The organism is Pontibacter locisalis (genome assembly GCF_042684605.1).
Lineage (GTDB): Bacteria > Bacteroidota > Bacteroidia > Cytophagales > Hymenobacteraceae > Pontibacter > Pontibacter locisalis.
In genome coordinates this window covers 1-22576 of record NZ_JBHULU010000015.1, presented here as the reverse complement: position 1 = coordinate 22576, position 22576 = coordinate 1, and the positions used below count along the sequence as shown (strand labels likewise).

Annotated in this window: 17 protein-coding genes and 1 tRNA gene; 11 read left to right on the top strand and 7 right to left on the bottom strand. The window is 42.6% G+C overall.

Annotated features, from left to right (window positions below; genetic code table 11):
* Positions 1-308: 308 nt before the first annotated feature.
* Positions 309-4010 (top strand): sensor histidine kinase, encoded by a 3702-nt coding sequence (locus tag ACFSRY_RS10440; RefSeq protein ID WP_377506573.1) that lies wholly within the window; start codon positions 309-311, stop codon positions 4008-4010.
* Entirely contained in the window at positions 4007-7498 is a 3492-nt protein-coding gene (locus ACFSRY_RS10435) for a hypothetical protein (RefSeq protein ID WP_377506570.1), read from the top strand. The genes ACFSRY_RS10440 and ACFSRY_RS10435 overlap by 4 nt, the downstream gene beginning before the upstream one ends.
* 61 nt (positions 7499-7559) lie before the next feature.
* Here ACFSRY_RS10435 and ACFSRY_RS10430 read toward each other — a convergent pair whose 3' ends face one another.
* Entirely contained in the window at positions 7560-8018 is a 459-nt protein-coding gene (locus ACFSRY_RS10430) for a YciI family protein (protein ID WP_377506567.1), read from the bottom strand.
* A gap of 52 nt (positions 8019-8070) precedes the next feature.
* Positions 8071-9036 (bottom strand): ADP-glyceromanno-heptose 6-epimerase, encoded by a 966-nt coding sequence (gene rfaD, locus ACFSRY_RS10425; protein ID WP_377506564.1) that lies wholly within the window; start codon positions 9034-9036, stop codon positions 8071-8073.
* Positions 9037-9118: 82 nt separating this feature from the next.
* On the opposite strand from rfaD, the gene ACFSRY_RS10420 reads away from it, so the two are divergent.
* The 4 genes from ACFSRY_RS10420 to lpxB all read left to right on the top strand — a co-directional run bounded on the left by ACFSRY_RS10420 (position 9119) and on the right by lpxB (position 12662).
* Complete coding sequence (locus tag ACFSRY_RS10420; RefSeq protein WP_377506561.1) at positions 9119-10036, top strand: ABC transporter substrate-binding protein; 918 nt, start codon at positions 9119-9121, stop codon at positions 10034-10036.
* The gene (locus ACFSRY_RS10415) at positions 10033-11040 is read left to right on the top strand and encodes a FecCD family ABC transporter permease (protein ID WP_377506558.1); all 1008 of its coding nucleotides are present in this window, start codon (positions 10033-10035) and stop codon (positions 11038-11040) included. The genes ACFSRY_RS10420 and ACFSRY_RS10415 overlap by 4 nt, the downstream gene beginning before the upstream one ends.
* Positions 11041-11466 carry a 6-pyruvoyl trahydropterin synthase family protein gene (locus ACFSRY_RS10410; RefSeq protein WP_377506554.1) on the top strand — a complete coding sequence of 142 codons (426 nt, stop codon included), beginning with the start codon at positions 11041-11043 and terminating at the stop codon, positions 11464-11466.
* A gap of 71 nt (positions 11467-11537) precedes the next feature.
* Positions 11538-12662 carry a lipid-A-disaccharide synthase gene (lpxB, locus tag ACFSRY_RS10405; protein WP_377506551.1) on the top strand — a complete coding sequence of 375 codons (1125 nt, stop codon included), beginning with the start codon at positions 11538-11540 and terminating at the stop codon, positions 12660-12662.
* An 81-nt stretch (positions 12663-12743) separates the two neighbouring features.
* Here the strand turns inward: lpxB and clpX are convergent, their stop codons facing one another.
* From clpX to ACFSRY_RS10385, 4 genes are all read right to left on the bottom strand, one after another.
* On the bottom strand, positions 12744-13970 hold the full coding sequence (clpX, locus tag ACFSRY_RS10400) for an ATP-dependent Clp protease ATP-binding subunit ClpX (RefSeq protein ID WP_377506548.1): 1227 nt from the start codon (positions 13968-13970) through the stop codon (positions 12744-12746).
* Positions 13971-14323: 353 nt separating this feature from the next.
* Positions 14324-15022 carry a ClpP family protease gene (locus ACFSRY_RS10395; RefSeq protein WP_377506545.1) on the bottom strand — a complete coding sequence of 233 codons (699 nt, stop codon included), beginning with the start codon at positions 15020-15022 and terminating at the stop codon, positions 14324-14326.
* An 82-nt stretch (positions 15023-15104) separates the two neighbouring features.
* Positions 15105-16427: a trigger factor gene (gene tig, locus ACFSRY_RS10390; RefSeq protein WP_377506542.1), complete on the bottom strand. Its 1323-nt coding sequence runs from the start codon at positions 16425-16427 to the stop codon at positions 15105-15107.
* An 80-nt stretch (positions 16428-16507) separates the two neighbouring features.
* Positions 16508-16589: transfer RNA gene (locus ACFSRY_RS10385), tRNA-Leu, on the bottom strand.
* A 250-nt stretch (positions 16590-16839) separates the two neighbouring features.
* Between ACFSRY_RS10385 and ACFSRY_RS10380 the strand changes: the two genes are divergently transcribed.
* Positions 16840-19041 carry a RelA/SpoT family protein gene (locus ACFSRY_RS10380; protein WP_377506539.1) on the top strand — a complete coding sequence of 734 codons (2202 nt, stop codon included), beginning with the start codon at positions 16840-16842 and terminating at the stop codon, positions 19039-19041.
* Positions 19042-19180: 139 nt separating this feature from the next.
* Here ACFSRY_RS10380 and ACFSRY_RS10375 read toward each other — a convergent pair whose 3' ends face one another.
* Positions 19181-19852 carry a hypothetical protein gene (locus ACFSRY_RS10375; RefSeq protein WP_377506536.1) on the bottom strand — a complete coding sequence of 224 codons (672 nt, stop codon included), beginning with the start codon at positions 19850-19852 and terminating at the stop codon, positions 19181-19183.
* A gap of 334 nt (positions 19853-20186) precedes the next feature.
* Between ACFSRY_RS10375 and ACFSRY_RS10370 the strand changes: the two genes are divergently transcribed.
* From ACFSRY_RS10370 to ACFSRY_RS10355, 4 genes are all read left to right on the top strand, one after another.
* Positions 20187-20687, top strand: coding sequence for a Fur family transcriptional regulator (locus tag ACFSRY_RS10370; RefSeq protein WP_377506533.1), 501 nt, complete (start codon positions 20187-20189; stop codon positions 20685-20687).
* A complete protein-coding gene (locus ACFSRY_RS10365; protein ID WP_377506530.1) occupies positions 20659-21009 on the top strand; it encodes an STAS domain-containing protein in 351 nt (116 codons plus the stop codon). Before ACFSRY_RS10370 ends, ACFSRY_RS10365 begins: the two co-directional genes overlap by 29 nt.
* 8 nt (positions 21010-21017) lie before the next feature.
* The gene (locus ACFSRY_RS10360; protein ID WP_377506527.1) at positions 21018-22304 is read left to right on the top strand and encodes an adenylosuccinate synthase; all 1287 of its coding nucleotides are present in this window, start codon (positions 21018-21020) and stop codon (positions 22302-22304) included.
* An 83-nt stretch (positions 22305-22387) separates the two neighbouring features.
* A partial coding sequence (locus ACFSRY_RS10355; RefSeq protein WP_377506524.1) for a hypothetical protein occupies positions 22388-22576 on the top strand: 189 nt, incomplete at its 3' end.

Sequence of the window (22576 nt, the reverse complement as noted above, 5' to 3'; positions counted from 1 at the left end):
CTATGAAACAGAAGTAGGGTTTTCCTGGGTGCTAAGTACATCAGTTATGGTTTATCAGAAGGCATTGTGCTTGGGGTTGGAATAGCTGTATTTAATAACAAGTAATCTTTCTTCCTGAGTTTATTTTGCAACTGAAGTTGGATTGACTCTTCTTTCTATTACGTTGCTGTTCAGGTATGCCCACAACCTGATACTTTACTGTTTTACTGGTGTAGATTATGATTCAACCTAGAGCAAACGTTGAATTCTGTTTGTACCTATAGAGGTTATCTTGCGTTTTTGTTTAAATTCGTAGATAATCATAGATTTTGAAACGGAAGGTAACCCCACTCATACTACTAATTGCTGCGGTAATGTGCTTCTTGGCAGTTGCTGCCTTGCATCTTAATGTCCCTTCATTAAGTACGGATGCAAGTAAAGCAGAGCAACTAGCTACTGTTGTTGCAAGAACCCATAACAGCATCCGTAAAGCTGAGAAAGAAGCTGTAAAGCTCGGTAATGTGCTAGACAGGCAGGACTTTCTTTTTTCAGAGTTAATTCGGCAATCTGATTATCCAACTTTCATTTATAAAAACCGCCAACTTGTTTTCTGGTCTGATCATGCAGTTGTTCCTGATTTAGACATACTTAGTAATATTTCTTCTATAAAGGCTGTGTCAAATGAACGAGGGGCTTTTGTAGTAGTTCCGCATAGGGCAAAAGGGTATGATATTTATGTTTGTGCGACCTTAAAAACTGACGTACGCAAAAGGGCACAAGCTTATCCACAGCTAGAAGAAGAGATTTTGAAGGGAATGAATGCGAATCTGGAGCTGGAACCAGGCTCAGGATTCCCGGTAGTAAGAGGACCAAACAAGGAGTTTCTTTTTACTATTGAGTTTGATGGGCAACAGGTAATACCGAAAACAAAAAAGCTGCAGCTCATCCTTCTAACATTAGGAGCTTTTTTTTACGTGCTCTTTTGCATATCTCTTTTCAGGCATTTTTCTAATTTAGGGCAGTATGGAAAGGCATCGGCTGCATTGTTGTTTTTTCTGCTGGTATTTCGCTTGGGTCTGCTTATTTTTGACTTACCATTTGCTATCTCAGAGGCGGAGTTATTTAACCCCAAACTTTATGCAGCCTCGTTCTGGTCTCCGTCAGTAGGTGATTTAGCCCTTAATATGCTCCTGTTGCTTACAGTGGCAGCAGTAACTCTTTTTCTCTTCCGGAAAAACAAGGTTCTTTCTCAGCTTAAGCTACTCTCACTAGCGAAAGCTCGTGAATACCTGGTGTGGTGCATCTTAGGTCTGTACCTCCTGCTAGCAGTCCTTTACCAGTTTTACCATGGGATCTATCATAACTCTCCATTAATACTTGACATCACACTATCCTTAGATTTTACTAAGTATAAAGTTATCGTCTATGTCGTGATGTTAATTCATACGATAGCTCTTTGCCTTTTTACCTATGTGTTGAGTTCGGTGGTGACAGTTCTAGTAAAGAAGGTGCCAAAGGGCTGGCATTATAAAATGCTGGCTCTGGTTACTGCTTTGCTATTCGCATTGTTCTTCTTTGTAGAGCAAGAGTTATTGGCTGTTGTTCTTACAGGAAGCATATTCTGGCTTATCATAAGTTTGTCTGCACAAAGCAACCAGACTACAAGCTTTCCATACCGGACTTTCCTGTTCTTTTTCCTGGTAATGATGATGAGTGCTACAATTGGAGCTTTTTCCTTATATGCTCACTATCAGGATGAAGTAAAAATATATAAACAGCGTTTTGCAAACAACCTGCTTCAGGATAACGATGTGCTTGGCGAATATCTGCTTGAAGAAGTAGCAGACAAGATCGCTAAGGACGAACTTATTCAGAATAAGATGATGGGCCCGTACATCGATGCGGGCTTTGTAAAGCGCAAAATTTCAAAACAGTATTTGAATGAGTATTTTGATAAATATGAAACAAATGTGTTATTGTTTGATAGTGAAGGAAGGACACTTGAAAGTGCTGATACAACAGCTGCTACGCTTCAGGAGCTCCTTGAAAAATATGATACTCCTGAAACACAGACTGAAAGAGCAAATCTATTCTTAATAAAGGATCCAAGCCGGTATAATGCACGAACTTATTTACAGTTGATTAATATACCTATCAGTAATTCAATGAAAGGCACTATAGTGTTGCAGCTCGATTTAAAGCGGATGCTGCCCCACAGTGTAGTACCTGAACTGCTAAGCGATCAGCAAAATAATCAGCCATTCAGAACAGATCTGCTGAGCTTTGCTATTTATGAGAACAGCAAGCTTAGCTATAGTGAAGGGGAATATGACTATGCCACAAATTTCGATACAGTTCATATCGGCCATAATGAATTCTATGATGAAGGGCATAACCAGGATGATTTTCACCACTTTGGTGTGAAGGCTGGGAAGGACAAAGTGCTTGTTGTAACAAATGAGAAATACAGTGTAAAGGAGATACTATCTAACTTTTCATTCCTGTTCCTGGTGTACGTCTTGGGGTTCGTAGGTTTCGGACTGCTGACCCTGTTGTTCCGGCCAAGGTATGTCCGGGAATTCAGACCTAATTTTAGTACCAAGATACAGGTGTTCCTTAACTTCGGAATACTGTTACCCCTGCTCCTGATTAGTGTTGCTATAACCAGTCTTGTAACGGCATCCTACAAAAAGGACTTAATGACTACCTATGAGCAACGGGGAAAAGCAATACAGGAGAATTTAAATTCAGTTATAGGTACAGGAGTACTGGAAAACAAGAGCGAACTGCAAAAGCGTGTTTCTGAGATTGCTACCATTTCTGAAACAGACATAAACCTGTATGATCGCGATGGAGTTCTTATTACTACAAGCCAACCTTTTATATTTGATACAGGCTTGTTGTCCAAACTGATAAATCCGCAGGCCTATGCCGCTATTTCGGAGCGACAGGCGCTTCGTGTGTTGTTGGAAGAACATGCCGGTAACTTATCATTTAATGCTGTATATCTGCCGCTTCGGGTAAATAACGACCTGTCATCTTTATCTGGCTTTGTAGGCATACCTTTCTTTGATTCGGAAAAAGAACTTGATTTGAAACTGATTGAATTGTTTACGACCACCATGAACATTTTTACAGTGATGTTCATCATGTTCATGGTGCTCACTTTTTTTGCTTCACGGGCACTTACAGTTCCCTTGCGTATGTTGGCGGATAAGTTGAAACGTACCTCACTGACTGGGAAAAACGAAATGTTAGCTTACGAAGGGGCAGACGAAATCGGAATGCTGGTAAACGAATACAACCGAATGCTACTTACGTTAGAGCAAAATAAGGAAGACTTGGCTATGCGTGAGAAAGAAGCAGCTTGGAGAGAAATGGCCCGGCAGGTAGCGCATGAGATTAAGAACCCGCTTACTCCAATGAAGTTGTCTTTACAGTACCTTCAGAAGGCCATCTCTGAGAAAAAGCCAAATACAGAGCAACTGATTGAGAAGATATCACATACTCTTATTACCCAGATAAACATATTAAGTGATATTGCCACCTCTTTTTCCAGCTTTACCACTATGCCTGAGCCCAAGCAGGAGCTGATTAACGTTTCCGCTGCCCTGCGTAAATCAGCTGACTTGCATAATGATCCGGCTACAGCCGTAGTACACACTACTATTGAAAAGGAGGAAGTGTGTGTAATTGCTGATGAGAATCTGATGGTACGAACGTTCAACAACCTGTTGTTGAATGCTATTCAGGCGGTGCCGGCATCCCGAAAGCCCCAGATTAAAATAGGGCTACAAGTACAGCCGGATAACTCTGTACTGATATCCATTAAAGATAATGGCAGTGGCATACCAGAGGAAATCAGGAATAAAGTATTTATTCCTAACTTCAGCACCAAGTATACGGGCTCTGGCATAGGGTTGGCTGTGGCCAAAAGAGGAATTGAAAACGCAGGCGGCCGGTTGTGGTTCGAATCAGAGGATGGAAGAGGGACTACGTTTTATATTTCTTTACCACTGGCAAAGCCATGAAAAGTAGAGGATGGCTGTTGTTAATTGCGCTGTTATGGTTGAGTGTGCCGCTTTTTGCTCAATCTTCCTTTAGTAACCAGCGCTGTAAGTGGATTCAAGCTAACAGCCAGCCTCACGTTTTAGACACACTAACTCTTTCACCTGAAACAGTAACATTTTACCATCCTCTTAAAGAGCAGTTTAGCTTCGATTACAATTTCTCCAGGAATGAGTTTAAGCTTACCAGTTTTCCTGCACCGGATTCAGTTGTAATAGATTCCTTAGGTACAAAAGCTCCTGTACCGGACTCCGTACTGGTCTGCTTTAGAGTAATGCCGTTGAATCTTACCAAACCAGCTTTCCGGCGCGATATTACTAAACTTGAGATGACCTCTTTCCAGAAAGGCTTCTATCAGGAGGACATCAGTACAAAGGAGGAGATTTTTAGTACCCCCGGCCTTAACAAGACAGGAAGTATCTCGCGGGGTATATCCTTTGGGAATACGCAGAATGTGTTTGTTAACTCTGCTTTAAACCTTCAGCTAGATGGAAAGCTAACAGAGTATATAGGTATTACCGCTGCAATAACAGATCAAAACATTCCTTTTCAGCCGGAAGGTAATACACAGCAGTTGCAGGAATTTGATAGAGTGTACATCACGCTGAATCATAAACGCTGGCAGTTAACTGCAGGGGATGTAGTGCTTCGGAATAAGCCATCTTATTTTCTGCAGTATTACAAGAATGTGCAAGGAGGGGCTTTTGAAACAGTTTTTGGCAGCAGCCCCGATAATCAGGGGATAACATCTGTGGCAGCTTCTGTTTCGAAAGGAAAGTTCGCCTCCCAGACTATCCAGGCATTGGAGGGTGTGCTGGGGCCTTACCGCCTGCGTGGCCCCAATAATGAACGCTTTATAATTGTGCTGGCAAATTCAGAGCGGGTATTCCTGGATGGTAAACTACTGGTAAGAGGTTACGACTATGATTATGTGATCGACTACAATCAGGCGGAGATTACTTTCACGACAAGGCATGTAATCACAAAGAATACCCGCATTAAAGTTGATTTCGAATATTCTGACCAGAATTATAGCCGTGGTATCTATACACTAAATCACTACCAAAGCCTGGGTAAGTTAAAAGTATACGGCAACTACTATAACGAATCAGACAACCCTAATAACTTGATAAACCTGGATCTGCGGGATGAGCAGAAGCGCCTGCTTGCCAGCATTGGTGATAGCCTGCAATTAGCTGTAACTCCGGGTGCTGATAGCGTTGCCTTTGACCCCAGTCAGGTACTGTATGCCAAGCGAGATACCATTTATAACAATGGGCAGGAGATGGCTACCATTTATGTATATTCCACAGATCCAGACTCCGCCTTTTATAATGTGCGCTTTACAGAGGTAGGCTTAAATCAAGGAAATTATATAGCTGCCAATGACCCTGTGAATGGTAGGGTATACAGGTGGATAGCTCCGGCAGATGGGGTTTCCCGTGGAAACTTTGCACCGGTGCGCGTACTTCCAACTCCCCGTAAAAAGCAGCTGATAACGGTGGGGAGTAGCTATGAAGTAGATCAGGGGATAGACGTGTTTGTAGAAGGAGCCTTTTCAGAAAATGATGTAAACCGCTTTTCTGATCTCCACTCCAAAGATAACAAGGGAAAGGGTGCACGAATAGGGTACAATGTAGTGAACAGGGAAGTAGCGCTGTTAGGAGACTACAAGTTAAACAGCACCCTTAACTACGAGTATACAGATGAATTTTTTGTGCCTATCGATCGGTACCGGCCTATAGAATTTGATCGTGACTGGAGCTTACCAACTATATTGCCTAACGCAGAAGATCATATTTTCAATTTCTCTGTAGGAGCAGCAAAAGATGCGGCCAACTTTTTCAATTACCGTATTAGTCGTCGGAGCCGCGAAGACCAATTAAGTGGAGTGCAGCATTACCTGGATGCATGGAAAAGGTTAGGGCGTGTAGAGCTTCGCAATAATTTTTTTGTACTGAACAGCGAACAAGGACAGCGTAAATCGGAATGGTACCGGGGTGATGTTGGCGTAAAGTATAACTTCAATGGTTTTGCACCGGGCTACCTTTACCGGTTCGATAAAAATAAGGTAAAGGCACTTGCTACCGATTCAATAACAGGATCGGCTATGTACTTTGAGGAGCACCTGGTGTATGTAGAAAGCAGCGACACCGCACGCACCAAATTCCGTGTAGACTATAGCTATCGTAAAGACTTACGGCCAACAGGTAACGGCGATCTGGGGCTGCCTGAGATTGGGCAGACGTATAATGCCGTACTTCAAACGCTGCTTGGCCCAGATAGCGATCTGGCAGTGCAGGCCACTTACCGGAAGCTAGAGTTGGCTGCAGGCAGAAATGAGGAGACAGTACAGTCGCGAATAGACTGGAATGCCGGATTACTGGAAGGAAGTTTTCGATCAGAGATGAGTTATGCCGTGGGTACAGGACGGGAACTGAAGCGTGTTTTTATTTTTAGAGAAACTTTGCCAGGACAAGGTACACACTACCTGCGTGAGGGCGGTAACCCAAATGAACTAAATGATTATCTGGAGGCTCAAACTGTAGATCAGCGGCGGTATATTAAAATTTTCCTGCCAACAGACGAATATGTTAATGCTTTCACTAATCACTTCTCCTATCGCTTGAATAGTACCACACCTCGTTCGTGGCGTGGGAAGGAAGGCATCAAAGGTCTGGCCTCGAAGTTCTCGATGCTAAGCTTTATCAGCATCGATAAGAAAATTACCAATGATGATCTGGTAAATCGTTTCAATCCATTTAGTGAAGACTTCGAAGATGAATTCCTTATTTCATTAGCGAAGTCGCTACGGAATACGGTATATTATAATCGAAGTAACCCTCGCTACGGGTTAGAGTATACCTTACAGCAAAACCAACAGAAGGCGCTTTTAGCTAACGGTACCGATACCCGTAATATAGGAAGCCACACGCTTGCAGGCAGGCTCAACCTAAATGAGGTGATGAGTACACAGTTTCAGGCGGTTTATGCTATACGTGAGCACCGTTCAGATTTTTTAACCTCCAAAAACTTTCAAATTGTATCAAAGGAGCTAACGCCGGAGCTATCTTATCAGCCCAGCACAAAAATCCGCTTTACGGGTACTTACCAGCTAGCTTTACGAGACAATGACCTAGCCCCATCGGATGAAAAGCAGGAGGCAACATTTAATGAACTCGGATTAGAAGCAAGGTTAAGCCAGGTTGGCAAACGTACAGTGTCAGGTAACTTCCGCCTGATCAACATAGAATACACAGGTGAGCCTAATTCCTATGTGGGGTATGAGATTTTAAATGCACTGCGCCCTGGAAACAACCTTACATGGTCTCTGAATGTGCAGCAACGCCTGAGCAATGGACTGAATATTTCCTTGAACTATGATGGCCGCAAAGCTAATGGAATAGGGGCAGTACACACCGGAAGAACACAGGTATCTGTGCTGTTCTAATTACCTGCGGCTGTAAAATAGCAAAGGGAGCGAAAGCTCCCTTTGCTATGAAAGTATAAAGCTATATCTTCTTCTTCTCAAGCTTATTATGTATCGGCAAGTACATTGGCAGTGCGGCAGAGCCATACCAGTCATACAAATCTGCATCTAAAAATTCAGCCTTTACAGCAGGGTCAGTTGCTAGAATAGCTCTTGCTTCTTCCTTTGTTTTGGCATTCAGGATAAAGATGCCTCTATAGGTTTTATCATTTTTGCCAATAGGGCCGGCCACTATAAGTTTTCCTTGCTCTACCAACTTACCTATATTCTCCATGTGTCCCTGAAATGCTTTGTTTATTTGTGCTTTGTCTGTTGATGTGTTGGGGCCAGTCTTCAGTATAACCAATATATATTGTTTCATACCATAATCATCTGCACCCAAAGAGTCAGCTAGCGCTTTGTCGTAAGCAGAATTATTTGTTTGCGCCTGCACTCCAACAGCCACAAAACAAAGTATAAGAAAAGTGAAAAAAGATTTCATAAGTATAGCTTATTTAAATTATGGCGTTTAATAAGTGCATTCTTAACTTAAACTAGTAGTATTTTCCTGGAATCAGGTAGTTCTGTACGTAGTCCTGCACCCCTTCTTCTAAAGTATAAAAGGGTTTATCGTAACCTATTGACCTTAGCTTACTCATGTTGGCTTCCGTAAAATACTGGTAGGTATCCCGAATGGTCTCCGGAGTGTCCATGAAATTTATATCAGGCGTTACTCGCATAGCATCAAAGGTATTTAGTGCCAGTGCCATAAATGTGCGGGCCTTTCCTGAACCTAAATTGTAAATACCGGAGTTTCTGCGATGGTGCATCAGGAACATACATACTTCTACCACATCCTTCACATAAATAAAGTCACGCATCTGCTCCCCGTCAGCAAAGTCAGGGTTGTGCGAACGGAACAAGGTCATGCTTCCTTTCTCCTTAATCTCGTTATAAGTATGATATATAACGGAGGCCATTTTACCTTTGTGATATTCATTTGGGCCATACACATTAAAAAACTTAAGGCCGGCCCAGAAGAATGGCTTTGCCGTTTGTTCCAGTGCCCAGATATCAAAGTCATTTTTTGAATCTCCGTATGGATTCAGTGGTTTTAAAAGCGGAATAGTCGCTTCGTCGTCGTCATAACCTAGGGCACCAGCACCATAAGTAGCAGCTGATGAAGCATATACTAAGGGTATTTGATATTCGCAGCAGGCATTCCACACCTTCTTTGAGTAGTTCAGGTTAAGCAGGTCAAAAATGTCCTTGTTGAATTCTGTGGTATCGGTACGAGCCCCAAGGTGAAAAATGAATTCTACTTCTTCGTAGTGCTCATCCAGCCAATCAAAAAAGTTGTCGCGATCAACAAACTCTTTTATTTTCTTCCCCTTCAGATTAGTCTCTTTCTTGGAAACAGAGAAGTTATCTACAACTACTATATCATTAAAATTAGCCTGGTTTAGTCTGCTTACAAGGCAGCTTGCAATAAAACCAGCGGCACCGGTTACAACGATCATATTCAGTATTTAAAACTGTAAGATAAATTGCGTTAAATTTACAAAAATAAACTGAGCCAATTTGGCATTACAAACCCATACTTTGAAAGGAGAATTTAAAGGCCTGTTGCGCCGGAACCTATTTACATTTCTTACTTGCCTGCTTGTGGTGTTTAGTGCCTGCAGCAGGAACGACAGACAGGGAACAACTGAAGAATTGATTCTAAAAGATGACCTGGGCAGGGAGATAAAACTAGAGTCGCAGCCGAAACGGGTATTTTCATTGGCTTCTTCTATGACGGAGATGCTGTTTGCCGTACTGGATACTACCAGTATCGTTGCCCGTACACCTCACGATGATTACCCTGCCGAGGCTTTGGCCAAGCCTGTAGTTAACAATTATCCAGTTGATTATGAACAAATTTTGCAGCTAAAGCCGGATCTTGTTTTTACAGTGGAGGGAATTACACCACTTGATGTTGCCGCCCGCCTGGAGGAGTTGGGGATTCCTGTATATTATCAAAAGTATGCCAGTGTAGAAGATGTCTTCACTGGCTTAGAAGACATTGGTAGGATTATGGGCCGCGAAAAGCAGGCACAGTATTTAGCTGACTCGCTCCGGCAGGAGGTGAAGCAAATCGCAACACGGCATCAGAATAAGGAGAACCCTCAGCAAGTGCTGGCGATCACCTGGAGTGATCCGATTTATGTATATGGCCAGAATACGATCTTTACTGACAAATTGCGATTGTTGGGTGCTGAGAATGCTGTAAAGGAGGTTTTCGACCAGCCCTATCCGGCACTGACACGAGAGTATGTGCTTAAACTTAATCCGGATGTATTGCTAGGTGGCACAAAAGAGGAGTTAGAGGCGAAATTCTTTAACCTATATCCTGAGCTTCGAAAAATCAAGGCCTATCAGCAGAAGCGGCTTTATGAACCAACTGATGACCTTATGTCAAGACCTGGTCCGCGGGTAGTGGAATCTTTGAAAGAGTTAGAGGGCTTTCTATACCCATGATGCGCCCACTGTACTTTTTATTTGCCCTGCTCCTGATTCTGGTAGTACTGCTGCTGGGACTACAGGTAGGCTCATTCGAGTCGGATGTGTTTACAATAGTAGAGGCCCTCTTTTATTACAACAGTGATAACACAACCCATTATGCTATTGTGCACCTGCGTTTGCCCCGCCTGGTACTTGCTTTAGTGGTAGGAGCTTCACTTGCTTTCTGTGGATACCTGATGCAGGCAATGGTAAACAACGGTCTTGCTGATCCTTATCTTTTAGGTACTGCATCTGGTGCATCATTAGGTGCGGTAATTGTTTTCTTTGGTTTTGTGGAGATGACCATTGCAGGAATTTACATGCCACCAGTATTTGCCTTGCTGGGTGCTTTTATTGTAACGCTGGTTGTTATCGCACTAGGTTACCGGAAGCGACAGTTGATTCCGGCGCAGTTGTTGTTGGCAGGCATTGCCTTAAGCTCACTTGTAGCAGCTGTGGTTGGGCTGCTTACCTTCTTATCCGACTCAGAGGGAAAGCTTAAGTCTGTTATCTTTTGGTCAATGGGTAGCTTTGAAAGAGCGACCTGGAGCTTAGTGCCTTATCCTGCTGTAGTACTACTACTTGCCTTAGTATTTTTCTTTTTTTATCAAAAGCAGCTAAACATATTGCTCTTAGGGGAGGAGCGGGCTCAAGCTCTGGGGGTGAGGGTAGCCCGCACACGTTGGGTAATATTAGCTACAGTCTCGGTGGTGACGGGCTTTTCCGTAGCTACTTCCGGTCCTATTGGTTTTGTAGGACTAATTATTCCGCACGTTACCCGCGGTTTGATGGGAGCAACCGGAAAATTTAATCTCCTTTTTTGTGCTTTTGTAGGTGGCTTTTTTATGCTGCTCTGTGATTTACTTACCCGTCTCATTTATCCGCCGGCGGGTTTGCCAATTGGAATCATTACTTCATTCTTTGGTGTTCCTTTCTTTGTATATTTGCTGTTCAGAAAGAATTACAACTTTAGAGGTTAAATGATTTACGTAAGCAGGTTAGAGCACTTTAATGCAGCCCATAAGCTGTATAACCCGAATTGGTCGCTGGCGAAGAATAAAGAAGTGTTCGGCCCTTGTGCCAATGTTAACTGGCATGGCCATAATTATGAGTTAGTTACAACTGTGAAAGGAAAAACGGATCCTGACACTGGCTTTGTGATCGACTTGAAACAACTGAGTCTGCTTATCCGAAAGCACATTATCGAAAAGGTCGATCATAAAAATCTGAACATGGATGTGCCTTTTATGGAAGGTAAACTGGCAAGCACAGAAATACTGGTGGTAGAGTTCTGGAAAATACTGGAACCGCGCATTTCAGAGATATCTGCAGGTAGAGCAAAATTACATAGCCTCAAATTATACGAAACTCCCCGAAACTACGTAGAGTACTTTGGCGAAGAGTAACCACCTGAGCTATTAACCCCAATCTTATTTTTAGCCTTCTTTTTAGGCAGCCCAGAACGGATACGTACTGAATGAAATATTATATTATAGCCGGTGAAAGATCCGGTGATTTACATGCCTCCAATCTTATAAAGCAAATTCGCAGGCAAGACCCTAATGCTGAAATTCGCGGCTGGGGTGGCGAAATGATGCAGGAAGCAGGTATGGATTTGGTTCGCCATTACCAGGAAATGGCTTTTATGGGGTTTGCAGAAGTTTTCAAAAGCCTTCGTAAAATTTTAGGTTTCCTGAAAGAGTGTAAAGCAGACATAAGAGCCTGGCAACCGGATGTTGTGATACTGGTAGACTATGCAGGCTTTAATATGCGCATTGCGAAGTTTGCTAAAAAGCAGAACCTTAAGGTTTTCTATTACATATCCCCGAAAATCTGGGCCTGGAACCAGGGACGTGTACATAAGATTAAAAAGGTAGTAGATCGTATGTTTGTGATCATGCCTTTTGAAGAAGACTTCTATGGCAGGTTTGATTATAAAGTGGACTATGTAGGTAATCCGGTGAGCGACTCTGTTTCAGATCATGTGGCGTCTACAGATTTTCGTGCAAAGAATAAGCTGTATAACAACAAGCCTATTATAGCCATACTACCAGGCAGCAGAAAGCAGGAGATAGAGAATATGCTCGACGTTATGCTTAGTGTGCTGCCTTCTTTCAGAGATTATCAATTTGTTGTGGCGGGCGTTTCTAACTTCTCAAAATCTTATTACGAGCAGTACAACAAGGATCCAAACATCAAAATCATCTACGACCAGACATATGATTTGCTGGCACATTCAAAAGCTGCTCTGGTAACTTCTGGTACAGCAACATTAGAGACTGCATTATTCAAAGTACCGCAGGTTGTTTGTTATAAGACTAGTGCCATTTCATATTTTATCGGTAAGATGGTCATTAAAGTGCCGTACATTTCATTGGTTAACCTGATAGCAGACAAACCAGTAGTGACAGAGCTTATTCAGGATGATTTCACCCCGAAGAAGATTGTGGCAGAACTAAAGCAGGTGCTGTTTGATAAATATTTCCTGAAAAAGCAGCTAGAGGGATACGACCTTGTTCGCAAAAAAATCGGTGACTTCCGTACTGCGGAGCGTGCAGCTGAACTAATGGTTAGCTACCTCAGTGAAAAGGAGAGGGTGTAGGTAGACAAGAAACAGACATAAAAGCAAAAGCCCCGGTAGATATCTACCGGGGCTTTTGCTTTTATATCCTATTAGTAAGCTTTATGCTACTTTCAGCTGCTTAAGGCTAGACTTTTCGAATTTCTCACGGGCATACTCACCGGTAATTACCAATTCTTTAGTACCTTCTTCTGACGGTAATTCAAACATAGCGTCGGTCATGATGCCTTCGCAGATTGAACGTAAGCCTCGTGCGCCAAGCTTATACTCTGCTGCTTTCTCCACGATGTACTCCAAAGCACTGTCATCAAATGAAAGTTTGATGTTCTCCATTTCAAACAGTCTCTTGTATTGCTTTACAATAGAGTTTTTAGGCTCCAGCAGAATAAGGCGCAGTGTTTCCTTATCTAATGGGTTCAGGTGCGTTACTACTGGTAAACGGCCTATCAATTCCGGGATCAAGCCGAAGTTCTTTAGATCCTGGGCTGATAAATACCTCAGGAAGTTCTCACTTTCATCCGCATCATCCTGCTTGGATTTACTGAAACCGATTGGTCGGGTATTAAGTCTGTTTTTAATAAGTCTGTCAATACCCACAAAGGCGCCACCACATATGAAAAGGATGTTTTCTGTATTCACGGTGATCATTTTCTGCTCCGGGTGCTTACGACCACCTTGCGGCGGAACGTTTACAACAGTACCTTCTAACAGCTTAAGCAATGCCTGCTGTACGCCCTCGCCACTCACATCGCGGGTAATAGAAGGATTATCGCTCTTGCGGGCAATCTTATCAATTTCATCAATATAAACGATACCACGCTCCGCCGACTCTACATTATAGTCTGCAGCCTGCAACAAGCGCGTAAGAATGCTTTCTACATCTTCACCAACATAACCCGCCTCTGTAAGCACAGTGGCATCAGCTATACAGAATGGTACCTGTAAGATACCAGCCATCATACGTGCAAGATACGTTTTACCAGTACCTGTCTCGCCCACCATGATAATGTTCGACTTCTCAATAACGATATCATCTTCTGCTTCAGCAGGTTGCATCAGGCGCTTATAATGGTTATAAACTGCTACTGACATCACCTTCTTCGCATCATCCTGGCCTACAACAAACTGATCAAGGTAGCTTTTCATTTCCTTTGGCTTCATCAGGTTGAATTTAGGAGTACGGCTATTCGCGCGTATTTTATTCTCTTCATTCAAAATCTGTTGCGCCTGCCCGATACAACGGTCACAGATGTGCGCGTTGATACCGGAAATCATCACCGATACATCTTTCTTATTTTTGCCGCAAAATGAGCACGTAATTTCAGCCATACGAAACGATTGATCCTAATAAAACAGACTCCATTATTCAAAGTCTAAAGCAAAGGTACAAAATTGAAAAATTATACCTGCACAATTTCTTAAATGCAATTTTTACTATAATATCAAAAACAGGGTTTAAATTTTAGAATTTATATTTATATATTTTTAGATAAGGTGTTGTAAACTAAATGTTTATGTGCTTGTGATATCCACAACCCTGTGTTGATAATTTTTCTTGTGTTATGGTGTTTTATGTACGGATAGGAGGGCAACTGAGGTTATAATCAGACTATAAGGCAATAAAAAAACCCACTCTGTACTAATCAGAGCGGGTTTCACTGCAAATAGCTTATATTTTATACTTAAGCGGTTTTGCGTGTTAATACTTCATCAATCAGGCCATACTCTTTTGCTTCTTCAGCTTTCATCCAGTAGTCACGATCTGAGTTATCATATACTTCTTGATATGACTTACCTGAGTGCTGCGCCAGAATCTCGTAGAGTTCCTTTTTCAGCTTTAGGATCTCTCTTGCTGTGATCTCGATGTCAGAAGCCTGGCCCTGTGCACCTCCCATTGGCTGGTGAATCATGACACGTGCGTGTGGCAGAGCAGAACGTTTGTTAGGAGCACCACCCGCAAGTAGTACAGCACCCATAGAGGCAGCAAGGCCAGTACAGATTGTAGCAACATCAGGACTTACATACTGCATCGTATCATAAATACCCAAGCCTGCATAAACAGAACCTCCCGGGCTGTTGATGTAAAGCAGGATATCTTTCTTAGCATCTGCTGACTCCAGGAAGAGCAACTGAGCTGTGATGATGTTGGCAATGAAATCGTCTACTTGCGTACCAAGGAAAATAATGCGGTCCATGATCAGGCGGGAGAATACATCAATCTCACGGAAGTTAGTAGGGCGCTCCTCAATAACAGAGCGAGTCATACTTTCAATGGTATGCATGGCTCGGCCCTCTACATGGCTGATATATTGATCTACGCCCAGGCCACTCATGCCTTGGCCTTTTACGGCAAATTTCCGGAACTCGTCTTTGTTAAACATATGTGTTTAGGTTTACGGTTTACTCAAAAATAAAAAAAGGTCCTTAAAAAAGGACCTTTTTTCTGATATAGTTTATTCGTTCTTATTCAAACGACATGTTTTTGAAGTCCTCTGCTGTTATTGTTTTCTCAACAACAGTCATTTGCTCTTTAAGTTTAGCGAGCACTTTCTCAGCTAGCAATTGCTCGTACTCATTAATATAGTTACGGCCGTTATCCTGCTGCAGATACTGGTTAGCATAATTGTTCATGCTTTCTACCAGCTCCTCAGGAATTTCGGGCATATTGAACTGAGCAAGCATCTTCTCTTTCGTGCTGTTAACAACCTCTTCGTTGCTTACTTTTAGCTCGTTCTCTTCAACTACCTTGTTTTTGATCATCGACCACTTCAGCTCACGAACATACTTGTCGAAGTTTTCCTCGATCTGCTCATCAGTTATCTTTTCGTTTGTAACCTTAATCCAACGTTTAAAGAAGTCGGTTGGCAGTTCTACGTTAACGTTATCAACTAAGGTATCAATGATATTGCGGTACAACAGGTTGTCAGACTCACGCTCATAGTTCTCCTTGATGGTCTCACGGATTTTCGCGTCAAACTCTTCCTCTGTCTTCACTTCGTCTTTACCGAAAAGCTTATCGAAAAGTTCTTGATTTAATTCAGCTGCCTCCGTACGGTTGATTTTATCAACTGTAAACTCGAACTCACCATTTAAATCTGCTACAACCTCTTTGCTCAGGCCAGTAACATGAGCCAGGGCAGCGTTATCATCTCCAAAAGTTTTGCGGATATCAAATCTGATAACATCGCCTTCCTTTACGCCAACAAACTTGTCTTTGCCCTCCACTACACGGTTCGTAGGGATAAGGGTTTTCGCCTGGAATTCACCATCAACCTGCTTCAGCTCACCAGAGATAAAGTCACCTTCCTCAGATGTTTCAGGGTTTACTGTTTTGCCGAACTGCCGCTTGATGTTTTCGTAAGCCTCATCAATTGTTTTCTGGTCTACTTCAATAGAATAACCCTCTACGCTCTTATCCAGCGGAAGGTTGATCTCTGGCAGAAGACCTACTGCATACGTAAACTCAAACTCTTTTTGGTTGTCCCAGTCAATGTCAGCCTGATTTGGCTCAGGAAGTGGCTCCCCTAAAAGCTTTACATCATTTTCCTTGATGTATTTGGAAATCTCTGCCTGCAGAAGTTTGTTGATTTCTTCAACAAGAATGCTTTTTCCATACATTTTCTTTACAAGCCCGGCAGGCACTTTACCAGGTCTGAAGCCTTTGATCTGGGCTTTTTTGCTGTATTCCTTAACCTGCTGGTCTACTTTCGGAGCGTAATCGGCCTCTTCCAGTACCACCTTCAGTTGCGCATTGGTGCTGTCGGTTTGGTTTAATGTAATATTCAAGGCGTATAAAATTTAAGATTTTTAGAAATACCTACTAAAAACGAACCCCCAACATGGCTGTTGAGGGTTCGTGTTCATTGTGCGGATGGAGGGACTCGAACCCCCATGCCTCGCAGCGCTAGATCCTAAGTCTAGTGCGTCTACCAATTTCGCCACATCCGCTTGAAGTGTGCTTGTTTGTAATAGTGATGCAAAGGTAAGCAACGTTTTTTTAAATGCAATATCTCCTCCAAAAAATTTTCAAATATTTTTTCTTCCGGATATAGTAGCTGTTGCATACATGCTTTGGCATAGGATATTATTGCATGCTGCTTATAATCGTTATATTTGAAACTTATAAAGCCTCTACCTACTTATACTTATAGTAAGCACTATTTACATAATGTGGAAGGTGCTTATGCATTGATAGAATATGGTTACAATAATTGATCCGGAAGCTGAACGCAAGGAGATCTTAAGACACTACAGACGAATACTTCGGTACGCGAAGCCTTTTCTGAAGGATGGTGATGCCAAAATCATCAAGAAAGCTTTCAATACCTCTGTTGAAGCACACAAAGACATGCGCCGCAAGTCAGGGGAACCTTACATCCTGCACCCGCTTGCCGTGGCACAAATTGCTGTAGAGGAAATCGGCCTGGGAACTACCTCCATTGTAGCAGCACTAATGCATGATGTTGTAGAGGATACAGAAATGGAGATTGCGGATATCGAGCGTGAGTTTGGCCCTAGTGTGGCTAAAATCATTGAAGGGCTCACAAAGATATCCGGTGTATTTGACTACGGTACCTCTCAGCAGGCAGAGAATTTCCGCAAGATGTTGCTCACTTTGAGTGATGATGTTCGTGTTATTCTTATAAAGCTGGCAGACCGGCTGCACAACATGCGTACTTTGGATAGCATGCCGCGCCACAAGCAGTTGAAGATCGCTTCCGAAACAATGTACCTGTACGCTCCGCTGGCACATCGCCTGGGCCTTTATGCCATTAAATCTGAATTGGAGGACTTATACCTTAAGTACACCGATACAGATACCTATAAGGATATTTCCAACAAAATACGCCAGACGCGCAGCGCCCGGAGTAAATTCATCAAAGATTTTATTTCGCCTATTGAGGAAGAGCTACGCAAGTATGGCTTTAAGTTCAACATCAAGGGCAGGCCAAAATCTATCTACTCTATCCTTAAAAAGATAAAGAAGCAAAACATCACCTTTGATGAAATTTATGACTTGTTCGCTATCCGTATTACACTGGATGTGCCGCTTGAAAACGAAAAAGCGGCCTGCTGGCAGGTATACTCTATTATAACAGACTTTTACCAGCCTAATCCGGATCGTCTCCGTGATTGGGTAAACACGCCTAAGGCCAATGGCTATGAATCATTGCATACTACTGTAATGAGTAAGTCCGGGCAATGGGTGGAGGTGCAGATTCGCACCAAGCTTATGGATGAAATTGCAGAACGTGGATATGCGGCGCACTGGAAGTATAAAACAGAAGGTGTTGGTAGCTCAGAGTCCGGGCTGGAAGTGTGGATTAATAAGGTGCGCGACATGCTGGAGAATAATACGGCCAATGCACTTGAGTTTATGGACGAGTTCCGCAAGAACCTGTTCGTGGAAGAGGTTTTTGTTTTCACTCCTAAAGGCGAACTCATTATCCTTCCGGATAAAGCCACAGCCTTAGATTTTGCTTTTGAAATTCATAGCCAGATTGGTTTACAATGCCTGGGGGCAAAGGTGAATCAGAAGTTGGTGCCGCTGAGCTATAAACTTAAGAATGGGGATCAGGTGGAGATTCTGACTTCCCAGAAGCAGAAGCCTAACGAGGAGTGGCTGCAGTACGTGGTTACCTCACGGGCAAGATCCAGGATAAAGGAAGCACTGAGAGAGGAGCGGAAGAACCGTGCAGAACAGGGTAAGGCCATGCTTGATCGACGCCTGGTGCAGTTGAACGTGCAGGAAACACAAGCTAATATGAACAAGCTAATGGCCTTTTTTAATGTGCCTACCCTGCAGGACCTATATTATAGGATAGCTACCGGGCATATCGACATTAAGAATATAAAGGAGGTGATTTTTACAGCTTCTGTTGATAAGGCCACTTCCATGCTGGAGCCTAAAACATTTGATAAGGAAGTGCAGAAGATTCGGGGCGTGAATTCTGACATGCTGGTGATAGGGGAAAAAACTTCTAACATGCAATACAGGGTGGCCAAGTGCTGTAATCCTATTCCTGGTGATGATGTGTTTGGTTTCCAAACAGAGGATGATGAGATTGAGATTCATCGTACCAACTGCAAGGAGGGTATGGAGCTAATGTCTAACTATGGTAATCGGGTAATTAAAGCAAAATGGACGGATCAGAAGGAACTTGCCTTTCTGGCTGGTATCCGGATAAAAGGAACAGACAGGGTAGGTTTGGTAAACGACCTGACTAAGATCATCTCAACCAGCTTAAAGGTAAATATGCGCTCTATCACCATTGATTCGAACGATGGTATATTTGAGGGTAATATAATGGTGTTTGTAAATGACACCAGCCATTTAGAAAAGTTAATACAGCGTATGAGCAAAGTTAATGGGGTATTAACTGCAGAGCGTTTTGATTAGATAAGTCTGTGCTAAGCTTTACGTCCTGACGTTCTGCATTAGTAGAATTTAGGATGGTGTAAAAAGAAAGAGGCCACTTCTTCAGTGGCCTCTTTCTTTTTATGGTTCAATGCCTGTTAAGGTATCTGAAGTGCTTAAACTATAGCGAGTACTTTAGACCTATAGTAAACATTCTAAGTTTTGTCGTCTGACCTGCAGGTGCGTCATCGCCTTCAACATTATTAAGACCAATTCTGTAAGAAGCAAACACTTCTCCACTTTTACCTTGTAGGACTAAAGGATAACCCGCCTCTAGGTTCAAGCCACTGTTAAGTCTTGAAAACCCACCTGATTCAAAAATATCATTAGACTCCCCGGAAGGATAACCCTGGCTTCCAAACAGGCCATAATCAAGAAACAAACCACCACCAGCATAAATTTTAAATGCTGTTAATAAGTGAGCATTAGCATGGAAGCTTAAATAATGGATATTGTAAGTATAATCAGCATCAACAACCTTAGACCCAAAACCAACAAGGGAAATTCCTGGCTGAATGATTAGATTCTGTCCGAATTGATGATCTCGTGCAACTCCCAACATGTAACCCAAGGAAGGGCCAAATTCAACATTCATGGCGTTGCCGGTGTCATCCTTAAAATTGATTCCACCACCAGTAATACCTGCAATTATCTTAAGGCTGGAAAGCGAGCCGCCAATTGAGCTTCCTAATGGAGTGGTTGAGCCTTCACCTGGCACACCTTTAGAATTTTGTGCAGAGGTTGTAGATGCCACTAACGACAAAAAGAATAATGATAGTAAAAAGTGTTTCATTGTAATCGGTTGAAATTAAACTTTTAAAAAAAACAGTGTGAATTAGTTGTAAAATATTTCGGTTTATAATTTAGGGATGGTTTTGTATGCACTCTCATTCTTCACCTGTTTTAAATTAAAAGAGCAGATACTGTTCCTTTATAGCTAAAATCAGTGGTCATAATTTTTAGATTGTGAAGGGCTTAAAATTGAGCGGACAAATATATGTTGAAATTGCAATGTTTATATGTTCGTTGACTAAATTTTGATAAAAAAGCTAACAGAACTAAAATCTGTTTTACAATAGCTTTAGCATTACCACATAAAAAGATAAGTTTGTATTAGAGATATAAACATGGCATTAGATAAGAATAAATTTGAAGAGGTAAAGAAGATCTTTACAGCTTATCTGGAAAGCAAGGGTCTTCGGAAAACACCGGAGCGTTACGCAATACTGGAAGAGATTTACTCCCGTGACGGGCACTTTGATGTAGAGTCGCTCTACATCAGTATGAAGAATAAGAATTATCGTGTTAGCAGGGCTACAGTTTATAATACACTGGATCTGCTGGTGGAAAATGATTTAGTGAGCAAGCATCAGTTTGGTCGTAACCTGGCACAGTATGAAAAGTCTTACGGATTCAGGCAGCACGATCACGTGATATGCACAGAGTGCCATAAAGTAGTGGAGTTCTGTGATCCCCGTATTCATAATATCCAGACGATGGTAGGGGAGCTGCTAAATTTTCATATCTTGCATCATTCCCTAAACCTATATGGTGTCTGCGGCGATTGCCGCGCCAAAAAAGCTACAGAGGAACTACGTCATGAAGTATCAGACAGAGCAGAAGGATGATATCCTGTTCATAAGACTGGAAGGTGATCTAATTGCTGGCACCGACACACAACGCATGATCGAAGAGGTAGATGCGCTGCAGGATGGTAAAGCCTTGCTTTGTGCTGTTGATCTCTCTAATGTTCGCTTTATGGATAGCAGCGGCATGGGAATATTGGTATCGCTGCTCACCAAGTTTCGCAACCGGGGCGGAGAACTTGTTTTGATCAAGCCTTCTGATCATATTCGTAAGCTTCTTATAGTTACAAAACTCAATGCGATTTTCACTATCGCAGAAAATGATAACTTTGCGACGCAATTCTTAAAGGAATCAATTTATTAAACATATAAATGGCAGTTGATATATTAATAGGTCTGCAGTGGGGCGACGAAGGCAAAGGAAAAATCGTCGATGTACTTGCCCCGACCTATGACATCGTAGCCCGTTTTCAGGGTGGTCCTAATGCAGGTCACACATTAGAGTTTGAAGGTACAAAGCATGTCTTGCACCAAATTCCTTCAGGAATTTTTCATCCGCATATTCAGAACATCATAGGTAATGGCGTAGTGCTTGATCCGATCGTGTTTAAGGTTGAAATGCAAAAGCTAACGGATCGGGGTGTAGATGCTGCCCAAAATCTGTATATATCTAAAAAAGCTTCTCTGATTCTTCCTTCGCATAAGGTTTTAGACAAAGTTTCAGAAGAGGCGCTTGGTAGCGGAAAAATTGGTTCTACTTTAAAAGGTATAGGGCCGACTTATCAGGACAAAATCGGCCGTGTTGGATTAAGAGTAGGTGATATACTGGCTGATGATTTTCAGGAGCAATATAATAAGCTAATAGAGCGCCATAGAAAGACAGTTGAGTTTTACGGAAAGCAACTGGACCTAGGAGATCAGGAGCAGGCATTTTTTGATGCTGTAGCCTATCTGCGAACGCTGAAGTTGGTGGATAGTGAATATATGATCAATGAAGCAATCCAGAATGGAAAGCGGGTGCTAGCTGAAGGGGCACAGGGCTCTTTACTGGATGTTGATTTTGGTACCTATCCTTTCGTTACATCTTCTACAACTTTAGTTGCCGGAGCTTGTACCGGTTTAGGTGTCGCTCCAAAACATATCGGGGAGGTATACGGAATCTTCAAAGCATACTGTACCCGCGTTGGTAGTGGACCATTCCCTACAGAACTACTGGATGAAGTAGGGGAGGAGATAAGACAAGCAGGTAGAGAGTTCGGATCTACAACAGGTCGTCCGCGCCGTTGTGGATGGGTCGATCTGCCAAGTCTGAAATATTCTATCATGCTGAATGGAGTAACGCAGCTAAATATGATGAAAGCCGATGTGCTCACAGAATTTGATTCTATTAGCATATGTACGCATTACAAGCTGCCTTCAGGTGAGGTAACAGATAAAGTGCCGCATTCTTTAGAGGAAGGAAATCTGGAGCCTGTATATACAGAGTTACCAGGATGGAAGGTAGACCTGAACCAAATAGATTCAATTGATCATTTGCCAGAGGCATTTAAAAACTACCTATCTTTTATAGAGGAGAACCTGCAGGTACCAATCACAATAGTGTCGGTTGGGCCGGACAGGAAGAGCACGCTAAAAAGAGAGGCAGTTATAGTAGAATAAACAATAAAGCCTACCAATAAAAGAGCCCGGCACCAGTTGCCGGGCTCTTTTGTTTGGGGGGGGCAGAAAAAAGCAGTATTCGGGTGGAACCAAACTCTGCTGACTTCCTGTTCTCCCAAAGCGCCCGGGGAAGCCGGCTGGGGGTCCTTGAAATTTTTCTCCCTGTTTTTCAGGGGGTTGTCCGGGGCGGCGGATTATTTTCACCTCTCCCCCTTGCGGAGAGAAAAACCTTTCTTACTTTTGCATCCCGGTTCGGCAGGGACGGGGAAGTG

Bases quoted from the DNA above. Each gene is read 5' to 3' on its own strand.
- ACFSRY_RS10410 (WP_377506554.1), top strand. From the start codon at position 11,041: ATGATTTACGTAAGCAGGTTAGAGCACTTTAATGCAGCCCATAAGCTG.
- rfaD (WP_377506564.1), bottom strand. From the start codon at position 9,036: ATGATCGTTGTAACCGGTGCCGCTGGTTTTATTGCAAGCTGCCTTGTA.
- ACFSRY_RS10365 (WP_377506530.1), top strand. From the start codon at position 20,659: ATGAAGTATCAGACAGAGCAGAAGGATGATATCCTGTTCATAAGACTG.
- clpX (WP_377506548.1), bottom strand. From the start codon at position 13,970: ATGGCTGAAATTACGTGCTCATTTTGCGGCAAAAATAAGAAAGATGTA.
- ACFSRY_RS10375 (WP_377506536.1), bottom strand. From the start codon at position 19,852: ATGAAACACTTTTTACTATCATTATTCTTTTTGTCGTTAGTGGCATCT.
- ACFSRY_RS10395 (WP_377506545.1), bottom strand. From the start codon at position 15,022: ATGTTTAACAAAGACGAGTTCCGGAAATTTGCCGTAAAAGGCCAAGGC.
- ACFSRY_RS10415 (WP_377506558.1), top strand. From the start codon at position 10,033: ATGATGCGCCCACTGTACTTTTTATTTGCCCTGCTCCTGATTCTGGTA.
- ACFSRY_RS10430 (WP_377506567.1), bottom strand. From the start codon at position 8,018: ATGAAATCTTTTTTCACTTTTCTTATACTTTGTTTTGTGGCTGTTGGA.
- ACFSRY_RS10380 (WP_377506539.1), top strand. From the start codon at position 16,840: ATGGTTACAATAATTGATCCGGAAGCTGAACGCAAGGAGATCTTAAGA.
- lpxB (WP_377506551.1), top strand. From the start codon at position 11,538: ATGAAATATTATATTATAGCCGGTGAAAGATCCGGTGATTTACATGCC.
- ACFSRY_RS10370 (WP_377506533.1), top strand. From the start codon at position 20,187: ATGGCATTAGATAAGAATAAATTTGAAGAGGTAAAGAAGATCTTTACA.
- ACFSRY_RS10360 (WP_377506527.1), top strand. From the start codon at position 21,018: ATGGCAGTTGATATATTAATAGGTCTGCAGTGGGGCGACGAAGGCAAA.
- ACFSRY_RS10435 (WP_377506570.1), top strand. From the start codon at position 4,007: ATGAAAAGTAGAGGATGGCTGTTGTTAATTGCGCTGTTATGGTTGAGT.